The sequence below is a fragment of the Geomicrobium sediminis genome, assembly GCF_016908595.1.
GTDB classification, from domain to species: Bacteria; Bacillota; Bacilli; order Bacillales; family Marinococcaceae; genus Geomicrobium_A; species Geomicrobium_A sediminis.
The window spans coordinates 1-12353 of sequence record NZ_JAFBEC010000001.1 but is presented as its reverse complement, the minus strand read 5'-3'; the positions used below and the strand labels follow the sequence as shown (position 1 = coordinate 12353).

Genomic DNA, 12353 nt, shown 5'->3' with positions numbered 1-12353 from the left:
AAATTCATGTAAGCGATTTCAAAATAGTTTAATTACGGGGAGAAGGGTGTTGTAGATGTCCAAGTCGTACCTTTTTTTGACGGGGCTCGTTGGTCTTGTGTTACTAACCAGTTGTGATAATCCGAGGGCAAGTCCTGAAACGTTGAGTGTAGGTGCTCAAGGAGAGCAAATTCCTGAAGCGATGGTTTGGAGCGTGTATGACATTAACTCTGGCGGATATGCAGAAGCAGCCGCTGTTGCTAATGAGATGACAGAAGAATACGGCACGCAAATTCGCATGTTGCCTTCTTCAAGTGGTGTGGGACGGATGATGCCATTATACAACCGAGATGCATTACTCGGAAAGATCGGTGATGAAGTGAAGTTCTCGTTTGAAGCAACGGAAGAGTTCTTTGATTTAGGATGGGGACCACAACCGATGAGAACGATTTGGGCACCAATTTCACCGTTTGGCTTTGCGGTACGTGAGAATTCACCAATTCAATCGATTGAAGAAGTTGAAGGGCTACGCGTACCGATGATTCCTGGGAACAATTCAGTGAATATTAAGACAGAAGCGATTCTTGGCTTTGGTGGATTATCTAGAGAAGACGTTGAAATCGTTGATATTAACTCATACGGTGGACAAGGTGAAGCACTCATTCAAGGTGAAATTGACGTTGCATCGATTAATCCATTAGCCGGTGGGATGTTTGAGGCTGATAGTTTAGGAGGCATTCGTTGGTTGCAAATGCCAGGTGACGATGAAGAGCGCTGGGCACAGTCAGCCGAAGTCGCCGATTGGTTTTTTCCTAGAGAATTAGATAACGGTGCAGGTATGGACGGGATGAATGAAGTCTTAGGTCACGGTTACGTCTTTGCCACCTATGAAGAAGCCTCGACTGAAGCGATTTATACATTTACGAAGGCACTGATTGAGCAATATGAAAACTATGAAAATGCTACTTCTAATATGTGGACGTATCATCCCGATGAAGTCATTATGAATCCAGCTGACACAGGAGTACCGTTCCATGAAGGCTCAATTCAATATTTCGAAGAAGCAGGTCTTTGGAGCGAGGAATATGAACAAGCGAACAAAGATCTATTAGAACGAGAAGAGCAATTAAATGAGATTTGGGAAGAAGCAAAGCAAGTAGCAGAAGCCGAGAACCTAACAACCGAAGAGCATGAACAACTATGGCTAGAAATGAAAGCAGTTCTTGATGAGTAAGCACGGCATAGGAGAGGGGTGCTTCGGTTGAAGCGACTAACAGGGACATGGGTCTGGGTTGTTATTATCGCAACGGTGATCGGAATTCTTTTAACAATCAATCAAGTGTTTTATTTGCGTTTCTTAGGTTTTGCTCCGCTTGCAAATGAGTATCTCTATTACATCATCGCAATTTTTATGTCGATTTCGTTTTTGATTCTACCAGCCCGAAAGAGCGATACGAAAGTTCGATTCTACGATATTACAGCTTTTCTTTTAACCGTCATCTGCGCGCTTTATTTAGGGTTTAATGCGGAGCGGATTATTCTTGAAGGCTGGGACTGGGTAGCCCCTGTTCAAGCAACAACTGCAGCGATTATTCTTTGGATTCTCGTTTTAGAAGTGTTGCGTCGTGCAGGAGGGAAAATACTCTTTTTTATCTGTTTAACCATTTCACTGTATCCTCTTGTGGCACATGTTATTCCGATTTATTTCTTACAAGGTCATAGTTTTGATTTCATTACACTCGCAAACAACCATCTGATGAGTACGAATAGTGTACTCGGGATCCCGCTTAGTACAATCGGTTCACTCGTTATCGGGTTTATGATCTTTGGGGTTATCTTAACGCATACAGGTGGGGGAGAGTTTTTCTTCAAGTTGGCACAATCGATTTTCGGCCGTTCCCGCGGTGGAGAGGCGAAAGTGTCGGTCGCAGGTAGTGCGTTTTTCGGGATGCTTAGTGGAAGTGCAATCTCGAATACAGTAACGACTGGTCAGTTAACGATCCCTGCGATGAAAAAAGCAGGTTATGAGCCGGAATACGCAGCTGCTATTGAAGCGACCTCTTCAACGGGTGGGACGATTACCCCGCCGATCATGGGTTCTGCAGTGTTTATTATGGCATCATTTATCGGTGTTGCGTATCTTGAAATTGCTCTCGCGGCGATTATACCAGCCATTTTGTTTTTCCTAGCTGTCTTTTTACAAGTGGATGCATATGCGGCAAAGCGGGATTTAAAAGGCATTCACAAGTCGAAATTACCGAAGCTCGTCGCGACATTGACGAATGGTTGGATGTATTTACTTAGCATTTTGGCACTAATCCTTGTATTGATCTTCATCCGTTCAGAAGCGCAAGCTCCGTTTTATGCAAGTGCTTTAGTGCTCGTGCTCTCGTTCTTCTCTGCGCAAGCAAAATTAACGTGGCAATCGTTTAAAACGATGATCTTTGACATTGGAAAAGTACTCGGTGAAATCGTCTCATTAATTGCAGGGATTGGTCTCATTGTTGGTGCGTTTTCTGCAACAGGCGTGTCGTTCTCATTCTCACGGGAACTCGTACAAATGGCAGGCGATAACTTATTGTTGCTGCTCATTGCAGGAGCTGTGACGAGTTTTATTTTAGGTATGGGTATGACTGTTTCAGCGAGTTATATTTTCTTAGCGATTGTCTTAGCGCCAGCGCTTGCACAAGTGGGTGTGAATGTGATTGCTGCTCATTTGTTTGTACTATATTGGGCAACGGCATCGTACATTACACCACCTGTTGCACTCGCATCGTTTGCTGCGTCGAGCATTGCCAATTCTAATCCGTTGAGGACGAGTGTCGTATCAACGAAACTTGGGATTGTCACCTTTTTCATACCGTTTTTCATCGTCTACCAGCCAGCACTCATTTGGCAAGGAACGTTTACAGAATCGGTTGTAAGTATTTTTGCTGCCGTAGCAGGGGTTGTACTAATAAGCGCTTCACTAAGCGGTTACCTTGTTGGTGTTGGTCGGGTCAATTTGCTTATTAGGATCGCATTCGTAATAGGTGGATTGCTCATGCTCATGCCGAGCACTGTTGTAAATCTGACGACAATTGCGGTGACGGTTATTTTGTTAATTATTTATAAGATGATCAAGAAACAACGATTTGATCAATCTGGAACAGTCGATGTATCAAATTCCTAGGAGGCGATTGAATGACGAGAACAGAAGCCATTGAACGTTTACTTCATCCGAAATCAGTAGCCATAGTTGGCGTGTCGAAAGACTTTTCATCGATTAGTGGGAAACCGTTGAAGAATTTGCTAGAGCACCGCTATCCTGGTGAGATCTATCCGGTTAACCCGAAGTATGATTCGATTGGAGATCTTACGTGTTATGATTCAGTGTTAGATATCCCAGGTGAAGTGGATGTGGCACTACTTGCGGTGTCCGCATCACGCATCCTCTCGATTCTCGATGAATGTGAGAAAAAGCAAATCCGTTCACTGATTTTGTTTGGATCGGGGTTTGCGGAAGTCGGTGAGGAAGGCAAAGCGTTACAAGAAAAAGTCGAGCAGAAAGCCAAACAAGCGAACCTTTCGTTACTTGGACCGAATTGTTTAGGGTTACTAAATGTGAAAGATTCCTTGCCACTCGGGTTTGCGACTTCGTTTGAAACAGAAACGGGATTCATTTCAGGAAACGTTGGTTTCGCATCGCAAAGTGGGGCACTCGGATTCTCACTGTTTGGCATCGCTCAAGAGCAAGGCATCGGGTTCTCCTACATCATTAATACAGGCAATCAAATGGACATTAATACGATCGACATTATGGACTATTTACTCGATGACAATGATACTAACGTCGTTGCTGGCTACTTGGAGAGTATTCCAAACGGTGAAGCGTTCATTACACTAGCCAAGAAAGCAAAAGAAAAACAGAAGCCTCTGCTCATTATGAAAGCTGGTCGCTCAGAAATTGGTCAAGAAGCTGCGATGTCACATACCGCTTCCATGACAGGGTCCGATGAAATGTTCCAAACGATTGCAAAGCAATACGGTGTTGTTATTGCAAACGATGTGGATGACTTAGTAGATTTAATGAAAATCTTTTCTCGAGCAAAACAAATGCACGGCAAGCGGGTTGCGACCATTTCAAACTCTGGAGCAGCAGGCATTACGATGGCAGATTACAGCGAGCAACTAGGGCTGGATCTTGTCCGATTAGAGGAAAGTACGTTAAAGCAAATCTCATCCATCATTCCAAGTTACGGATCTGCAGTTAATCCGATTGATGTGACCGCCCAAGCGTTAAAAGAGCAACACATTATTGCAGATACTCTGGATGTGCTAGCGAAAGCAAGCGAAGTGGATGCTATCGTCGTACAGACAACATTTGGCGGCGAACTCGGTAAAAAAGTGTGCGAGCGAATTGTAGAGATAGACCAGCAAACAGAAAAACCAATTGTTGTTACCGTGACTGGTTCTGAGGAGCTAACAGGTGCAGGTCGGAAGGCGCTTGAAAGCGCTAATGTGCCTGTGTACGTTACATCATACAAAACGATGTACGCGGTTGAGAAGCTCTCAACGTTTACGACGACGACACTTGAAGAGTTGAACGTTCAACCGTCATTTAAAGTCAACGCGAGTGAAGCAATTTGGACAGAAGTCATCGCCAAACAAACAGTTAAAGATCTCGGCATTGAAGTGCCAAAAGGCATTTTAGTCACTGGGCAAGAACAATTAACCAACGTATCGAATGAACTGGCGTATCCAGTCGTCGCGAAAGTCATTTCGGATGATATTTTGCACAAATCGGATGTAGGAGGCGTAGAACTCGGAATTGAGAACAGTACGCAACTTCGTGAAAGCTATGATCGTATCGTTCAAAATGTTGCAAAGCACCATCCATCCGCTTCTGTTGAGGGCATTCTCGTAGAAGAGATGATGCAAGAGAAATCAGTGGAAATGTTCATTGGCATTCAACATGACGTTGATTTTGGACCATTTATTGTCTGTGGTCTTGGTGGGATTTACATTGAAGTGTTCAAAGATTATGCAATGCGACATGCGCCTGTCTCAAAACGTAGTGCTTATCAGATGATTGATGAGTTACAGTCCGCTGCGATCTTAAAAGGTGTACGTGGTCACCAAGGGTATGATGTCGATGCGTTAGCCGATGCCATTGTTAAGCTCTCACAATTTGCAGCTGCGAATCAAGATCGTATTCAAGAGATGGATCTTAATCCAGTCTTCGTTCGTGAACAAGGCTTGCAAGCGTTAGATGCGATTATCGTTTGGAGAGAGGTCGATCGTGTCCATTCATAATAAGGAGGTACGTGTATGATGAACCCGTCTACTCAATTACCTGATACATTGGGAATTAATTATTATGAAGCAGATCAGAACTTGTCATTTTTGTTACGTCAGTATGTAGATGTTGATTCTTTTGAGCAATTAGAACCTCTTCTACAACAATTAGGTCGTGTTGCGAGTGAAGAGATTGATCCGTTGGCTTCCGTCGCTGACAAACATCCACCTGTTCTTCAAACGTACAATCGTAGAGGAGAGCGTGTCAATGAGGTGAGCTACCACCCCGCGTACCTTGAATTGGAGCGGATCGGCTATAGCCAATTTGGGATGTCAGCGATGACCCATCGAGCAGGCGTGATGGGGCGGAATCAACCATTCAAGAAAATCGAGAAATATGCGCTCTGGACACTGTTTGCCCAAGGAGAGTTTGGCCTGTGTTGTCCGATGAGTATGACCGATGCAGCGGCGACGGTGCTTACCAACTATGCAAATAAAGAAATGAAAGAGAAGTACGTTCCTAGGCTTACGAGTACGTCGATGGATGACTTGTTCACTGCAGGTCAGTTCATGACCGAAAAGCATGGCGGTTCAGACGTAGGCGAGAATACGGTAAGTGCGAAGCTGAAAGGAGATCACTTTGAAATCTATGGAGACAAGTGGTTTTGTTCAAACGTTTCAGGCGATGTTGCGCTCGTGTTAGCACGACCAGAGGGTGCTCCAGAAGGTTCAAAAGGGTTAGCGATGTTTCTCGTGCCTAAATATTTGGAAGACGGCACTCATAATCACTACACAATTCTAAGATTAAAAGATAAATTAGGCACGAAAGACATGGCGAGTGGTGAAATAAACTTCCACGGAGCGATCGGTTACGTCGTCGGGAGTATCGAAAACGGCTTCAAACAGATGATGTCGATGGTGAACGCATCACGATTGTCCAATGCGGTTCGGTCTACGGGTATCATGAGAAGAAGTTTCCTGGAAGCGATCGAAACCGCTAAAGAGCGAGAAGCGTTTGGAGGCAAGCTCATCGACTTACCGATGATGCAAGAGAACCTCGTGGAAATGCAACTAGATGTGGAAGCAGCCCAAGCAATGATCTTGTACACCGCTCATCAATTCGATGAAAACGACCAAAACGTCGAAGGTGCAAAAGAGATGATGCGAATTCTAACCCCGATTCTAAAAGGGTACATTTGTAAGCGAGCCCGCTACGTGAGCGCCGAGGCGATGGAAGTTCGAGGTGGGAATGGCTATATTGAAGAATGGGTTAATCCACGCCTCGTTCGAGATGCTCATTTAGGATCGATTTGGGAAGGAACGACGAATATCGTTGCATTAGATGTGATCCGGGCGATGCGTAAAGAACAAGCAGGTGAGGTTCTTTTATCGAGACTTCGTCAAACATTAACGTCCCTTTCTGAGAGTAGTGAACTATTCACAATGGCGCAAAGTGCTGTGGATGCACAGATTACCCACGTTGAATCGGTTATGCAAGATGTGGTGAAATCAACAGACAGAGATGTCGATGCATTTGCTCGCCATTTTCTTGAGTTGTTGTACCACACGACTGTACTCGTTCGGTTCCTAGAAGAAGCAGCTGTTGAATTAAAGGAAAGCAAATCATACCGAAAATTGTATGTGTTCTTCCAGTATTATCGAAGGTATCTCTCTCATGAGCCGCGATCCATTCAAGATGCACGCAGTACGGCAGCGGTCAGTAAACGGATGCTGTTATGGCAACCGATTTTTTTAGAAGATGTTGAGGGATATGGTCGATATGTATTAAAGCAAGCCGTTACGATGTAAAAAACGAGGAGGGGTACTACTCCTCGTTTTTTTATGGATTAAGATTTTTTACGGGCTCTTCTGTAGAACAGGGCGGTGATACCGGCGAGTACAGCACCAATGGAGCTGATGAGAATAACGAGACTAATCGATGAAGCTTCCTCAGGTTGATTGCTCGATTCGTCTGAAATCGGGCTCGAATCTAGACGATCGTTATCCATATAACGATAGACTGGGATTTCATCACCTTGATTAACTGGGATGAAATTATACGTAACGTAGCTGTCTTCAGATTCAGGTTCCAACGCTAACGCTATGACAGTTGCTGCGGTCTGATCCATTTCGAAGACGAGGCTACCAGCCGGAAAGATTCGCGTGGCCGTTTCTATTTCAGTTTCAACGTGATTCGTAATGTGACCTTCTTGTACTTGTTCTCCGATGGTTTGCTCGACGACTTCATACCGCTCAACAGCTAATTCAACTTGTTCATTAAGTGCTTTTACTTCAACGCCATGTATGCGTAATTTATCAGCGATATGCTGGTGAGAAGGTGGCAAAAGGTATGCTCTAGGAAGGACTCTTTCTAGTGTCGGTAAAGCCTCTGTTGCACTCAAATAAGTCGTTGGTACTTCTACAACATCCCCCGTTTCGATGTCCAATATTTCCAATGGACGATCCAGTTCCGTTGCCTCACTACGAATGACAATAGTGTCAGAAGGGTCAACAGTCTTTCCGTTTTCAACCAATTGCTCACGTGCGTCGTGTATCATGGAAGATATATCGTCAGAATGCTCTGCAGTCGTTTGCAAAAAGCTTTCAATGGCCAAGTAATGAGAATGAACACGTCTTGCGAAGCTTTCACGGCCAAAGCGATCGCCACGTCCTTCTAATAAAAACGTAAAGCTCGGAAGTAAAGCGGCTATCTCTTTTTCAAAACGAGGTGAACCATTACCCTCCGAGACAGTGATTGATTCTGTGTCAGGGTCATAGTCTTCAGGAAAAGATACGTACGTATCGGTTGAATAACCAGCATCTTCTAATTGGTCAAACGCGTTTTGGATGAAAAGGTCGTCAGCCATTTGACGAATCTCTTCGGGTACATTAAGGTTATAGCCTTTAGCGAGTAAGATGTCGTGGTATGGACCGCCGCCTTCATTGCCAAATTCTTTAAAAGCATCCCAGTTTCGGTGTCCATATTCATGTGAGGTTAGGACAACTTCTGGCTTGAATCGTTGCAACGCTTTGTTCATTGCTCTCGTTTCAGGAAGGTCTAACTTCATATGATCACGGTTAATCCAAGGACCCCTCGCACTTCCAAATTGGAAGTAATGCGAACCATCAGGATTGACACGAGGAATAATGATGACGTTGATGTTAGCTAACAATTCGTCACCGATCTCTTCTAGAGCAAGTTTTTGAGCGGCAACTAAGGCAGCTTCACCGGCACCGGGCTCACTACCGTGAACTTGGGCTTCCAGCCATACGGTAGGTTTATTCTTCGTTTCATCAATCGCCCCTCCATCTTCTGTGAAAATAAGTAAAGGAATTTCTCGGTTTTCTTGTGAATAACCGATGTTCTCTAGTTGGAGGCGATCACTTTCTGTATCTAGTTCATGAAGAAAGCTCATCATTTCTTCAGTTGTCGTAAAGTTTTCTTTCTCAGGTGCAAAACCAGGTGTAGTGAATGCAACATCTGGGTCGGGGTAGAGCGATTTAATATGATCAGGTTGCTCCATACTTTGTCCAAAGTAAGGCTGATAAGAAAAGGGAATGGTTGCATCAGGCTTTTGACCCGCAGCAGGGGGAGTATCTGCAGGTGGGAGACCGTCACTTGAACTAGTTGCTTGAACAGGTGTTGTCATGAGAAGTAAACCTCCAATTAAGATCGAATAGTTCTTTAATTTAGACATTTTATCATACCCTTTCTAAATTGTTCAGAGAGATGCACGAAAAAGGATTTCTGGATAATCGTATTGACGTAGTAAGGGTTCCATGTTGATTTCGTGCGTTATTGAGGAAAAACTAGAAGTAAAGACTAGTCAAAGTAGGTATTTATTTCATATTTTCATAACGATGTTCTTAAACCGCACAGTCAAACTAGTGGGAAGGGTGTTTGAGATGCTAACCAAACCAAAAAAGCTACAACGTGGAGATAAGGTTGCAACAATTAGTCCGTCTTATGGGGGAGCAGGAGAACCTGATCTACACTGGCGTTACAAGCAAGGTGTGGAGCGTTTAGAATCGGTGTTTGGTCTAGTAGTGGTTCCGATGCCGAACAGTTTAAAACGTGCAGTCGACTTGTATGATCATCCCGAAGCACGTGCAGCCGATCTAATGTGTGCATTTAAGGATCCGAGCATAAAAGCAATCATTGCAAACATCGGTGGAGACGATAGCATTCGTTTACTGCCACATATTGATTTTGACGTAATCCGTAACAATCCAAAGGTTCTTCTTGGCTATTCTGATGTAACAATTAGTCACTTATTCTGTCATAAAGCAGGTCTTTCTTCGTTTTACGGTCCTGCTGTATTAACGGACTTCGCAGAAAACGTAGAAATGTTTCCATATACCATTGAGATGATCAAGAGGACATTGTTTTCGAGCGAAGTAATTGGAGAAGTAAAGCCTGCCACAGAGTGGACGAGTGAGTATTTGCCGTGGGAAGAGGAAGAGACGAAGCATCAACGTCGTTCGACTCAAGTAAACGATGGAATTGAAGTGCTACAAGGAGATGGAGTCGTCAGTGGCCGCCTCTTTGGTGGGAGCATAGAGGCGCTAGAACTTGCGAAAGGAACCCTCTTGTGGCCGGATGAGGAGTATTGGAATAATCGAATCTTATTCTTTGAAACTTCTGAGGAAAAACCAGAGCCGAGGCTGATTAGAAGTTGGCTTAGAAACTATGCCGCGCAAGATATTCTTCATAGAATTAACGGAATCATCTTTGGGAAGCCGCAAGATGAAGCGTATTTTGAGGAATACAAAGAAATCATTCGTAGTGTTATGAAAGAACAGCAATTACAGTCAACTCCAATCTTGTATAATGCAAACTTTGGTCATACAGAACCTAAGTTTGTCTTGCCTTACGGTGCGTTGGCTGAAATCGATACAAAGAACAAGACGTTCTCAATCTTGGAAAGCGGCGTTCAATAGCGTATATTTTTATTTTCAAAAAGTTCTTATGATTAATGGGTATTTTCTGTATCTTTATATTGACTAATTAATCAATCAAAAACTAGAGGTGTAACATGCCAAGGGACGAACATCAAAATCGTGAGATACGAGATGCAAGGCGAGCATTATCTTTGCAAGGAGAGGAATAGCTGGGACGAAAATTAGTGAAATAGCAAAGGAAGCAAAGCTCAGTCACGGTTTGGTTTATCATTATTTTAATTCGAAAGAACATCTGTTTTTTGAACTTGTCAAGAAAGCAATTGAAAGGTCGATGGGAAGCATTACGAAGGCGACGCAAGTGGAAGGTACACCTCTAGAAAAGTTATCGGAAATGACAGAAGAGATTTTGCGTTCCATTGCACGTGGCAATGAATTGTATTTGTTCGTGATTAAGATTCAAGCGAGCACATCAGACGCAGTACCAGACGACGTGACAAACTTATTAAGAGATGAACAGAATTCGCCAGTCAAGGCGATCTTACCGATAATTATGGCCGGTCAAGAACAAGGAGAAATTGTAGATGATTCCCGGTGCAGCTCGCGGTTGCTTATTATGCAATGATCCAAGGGTTAGCGATCAATAAATTGCAATGGGCAGAATGCCCAATACCGGAAGCATCACTAATTCTTCGCTTGTTTACGAGTAAGGGTGGAGAGTAAAGATGGCAAGCCGTGCTAAAACGACGTGGATTCTACTATCTCCGATCATCATTATTGCAATTGGCTTTGTAGTGGCAACGTTGTTCTCATCATTTATTAATGAGTGGGCATGGGTACCGCTGGCGATCGTGTATTGGTCGTTGCTTGGCTATTGCATCTATCGATTTAAAGGAAACAAAAAAGTGAAAAGCTGGCTTGGCAAATCAAGACCATCGAAAGGAATCGTAAGTCTAGGCTGGGTTGTAGGGTTGTTTCCATTCACTGTCTTACTCATGAATCTACACGTGTTAAATGATCCGTGGATCATCGGTTTATGGCTTCTGTTCGCGATGATTAATCCAGTTTTTGAAGAGCTCTACTGGAGAGGGTTATTGTTGGATGCGGCAATGAAGAGGTTTCCCAATTGGGCAAGTATTGCTTACACAACGGTGTTCTTCGTTCTGAGTCATCCACTCATGTGGGGCGTATTCTCAATTGCAAATCAACACGTTCACGTTCTTCTCTATCTTCCAATCTTGGGAGTCGTATGGTCACTCATCTACATAAAAACAGGAAGCTTACGTTTTGCGATCGCCTCTCATGCACTCGTAAACATCGGTATCTTGACCGTTCCGGTATTCTTGAATTTGTACATTCCGCCGGTTTGATCACCGGATTATGTTCTGAATAACTAACATTTACTAATGTTGATAGGGTATTCGATGCTAGGTGCAGCATCGTAATAAGTTAATGTAAGCAAAAAGAGCCATCCATGAAACATCATGAATGGCTCTTGGAATAAAAATCGTTTTACAGAATACCTGGTACATCTAAACCAATGACTTGTAAGGTTGCATCTGTTGTTCCTGCTTCAAGTGTGATTGTTGTACCTTCTGGACCAACGGCGGCTAATTGCAAGTTATCTCCTGCAACAAGATCGATTAGAACTTCATTATTATAATCAGTGTACGAACCACTCAAATTGCGATTTAGTGCTGATGGTTCAATAGGAACACCGTTTAACAATACCCTCGTAGAAATAACTCTTGATGTGAGCAATAAAAGAGCATAGGAAACTCTGTAACGACCCGGTTCAAGAACGGTAAAACCATCATCAGCTGCAATAATATTCGGGCTCGTTAATTGAAAGTCAGGAACAGGGATGATTGCACCAGGTTCACCTTCAAGTGTTATGGTTTGCCCAAGGACTGAAGCTCCGAAGGCTGATTCAACTGTTGAACCACCGCCGCCAGGTCCAGTTGGTCCAGGTGGTCCAGTTGCTCCTGTCCCTGTAGCACCTGTAGCTCCAGTTGCGCCCTCACCACCTGCAGGCCCTTCTGGTCCTTCGGGGCCTTCAATCCCTTGTGGTCCTTCTGGTCCCTCCGGACCTGTAGCACCAACAGCGCCAGCCTCACCCGTAGCGCCCGTAGCCCCAGCGGGTCCAGTAGCCCCTGTGCCAGGTGGTCCAGTAGCGCCCGTCGCGCCAATAGCGCCAG

At 44.1% G+C, this 12353-nt stretch carries 9 protein-coding genes and 1 pseudogene; 8 read left to right on the top strand and 2 right to left on the bottom strand.

The annotated features are described in order from the left end of the window. Positions 1-55 precede the first annotated feature (55 nt). Genes JOD17_RS00045 through JOD17_RS00030 form a run of 4 tightly spaced genes read left to right on the top strand, consistent with a single transcriptional unit; the run spans position 56 to position 7065 of the window. On the top strand, positions 56-1213 hold the full coding sequence (locus JOD17_RS00045) for a TAXI family TRAP transporter solute-binding subunit (protein WP_204695083.1): 1158 nt from the start codon (positions 56-58) through the stop codon (positions 1211-1213). Positions 1214-1240: 27 nt separating this feature from the next. After that, positions 1241-3151, top strand: coding sequence for a TRAP transporter permease (locus JOD17_RS00040; protein ID WP_204695082.1), 1911 nt, complete (start codon positions 1241-1243; stop codon positions 3149-3151). A gap of 11 nt (positions 3152-3162) precedes the next feature. Then, positions 3163-5274, top strand: a complete 2112-nt coding sequence (locus JOD17_RS00035) for an acetate--CoA ligase family protein (protein WP_204695081.1) — start codon at positions 3163-3165, stop codon at positions 5272-5274. A 15-nt stretch (positions 5275-5289) separates the two neighbouring features. Further along, the gene (locus tag JOD17_RS00030) at positions 5290-7065 is read left to right on the top strand and encodes an acyl-CoA dehydrogenase family protein (protein WP_204695080.1); all 1776 of its coding nucleotides are present in this window, start codon (positions 5290-5292) and stop codon (positions 7063-7065) included. 38 nt (positions 7066-7103) lie between these two features. Here the strand turns inward: JOD17_RS00030 and JOD17_RS00025 are convergent, their stop codons facing one another. Further along, a complete protein-coding gene (locus tag JOD17_RS00025) occupies positions 7104-8954 on the bottom strand; it encodes a M14 family metallopeptidase (RefSeq protein ID WP_204695079.1) in 1851 nt (616 codons plus the stop codon). A 208-nt stretch (positions 8955-9162) separates the two neighbouring features. On the opposite strand from JOD17_RS00025, the gene JOD17_RS00020 reads away from it, so the two are divergent. From JOD17_RS00020 to JOD17_RS00010, 4 genes and pseudogenes are all read left to right on the top strand, one after another. Further along, entirely contained in the window at positions 9163-10197 is a 1035-nt protein-coding gene (locus JOD17_RS00020; RefSeq protein ID WP_204695078.1) for a S66 family peptidase, read from the top strand. A 145-nt stretch (positions 10198-10342) separates the two neighbouring features. Beyond that, a pseudogene (locus tag JOD17_RS21795) lies at positions 10343-10453 on the top strand (TetR/AcrR family transcriptional regulator); the annotation flags it as partial. A gap of 36 nt (positions 10454-10489) precedes the next feature. Continuing rightward, on the top strand, positions 10490-10780 hold the full coding sequence (locus tag JOD17_RS00015; protein ID WP_239575076.1) for a hypothetical protein: 291 nt from the start codon (positions 10490-10492) through the stop codon (positions 10778-10780). 100 nt (positions 10781-10880) lie between these two features. Further along, positions 10881-11525 carry a CPBP family intramembrane glutamic endopeptidase gene (locus JOD17_RS00010; RefSeq protein WP_204695077.1) on the top strand — a complete coding sequence of 215 codons (645 nt, stop codon included), beginning with the start codon at positions 10881-10883 and terminating at the stop codon, positions 11523-11525. A 142-nt stretch (positions 11526-11667) separates the two neighbouring features. Here the strand turns inward: JOD17_RS00010 and JOD17_RS00005 are convergent. Next, the coding region (locus tag JOD17_RS00005; protein WP_420827921.1) for a BclA C-terminal domain-containing protein at positions 11668-12353 on the bottom strand (686 nt) is incomplete at its 5' end.

Coding starts and splice junctions, on each gene's coding strand:
- JOD17_RS00030 (WP_204695080.1), top strand. CDS start 5,290: ATGATGAACCCGTCTACTCAATTACCTGATACATTGGGAATTAATTAT.
- JOD17_RS00020 (WP_204695078.1), top strand. CDS start 9,163: ATGCTAACCAAACCAAAAAAGCTACAACGTGGAGATAAGGTTGCAACA.
- JOD17_RS00045 (WP_204695083.1), top strand. CDS start 56: ATGTCCAAGTCGTACCTTTTTTTGACGGGGCTCGTTGGTCTTGTGTTA.
- JOD17_RS00035 (WP_204695081.1), top strand. CDS start 3,163: ATGACGAGAACAGAAGCCATTGAACGTTTACTTCATCCGAAATCAGTA.
- JOD17_RS00010 (WP_204695077.1), top strand. CDS start 10,881: ATGGCAAGCCGTGCTAAAACGACGTGGATTCTACTATCTCCGATCATC.
- JOD17_RS00015 (WP_239575076.1), top strand. CDS start 10,490: ATGGGAAGCATTACGAAGGCGACGCAAGTGGAAGGTACACCTCTAGAA.
- JOD17_RS00025 (WP_204695079.1), bottom strand. CDS start 8,954: ATGTCTAAATTAAAGAACTATTCGATCTTAATTGGAGGTTTACTTCTC.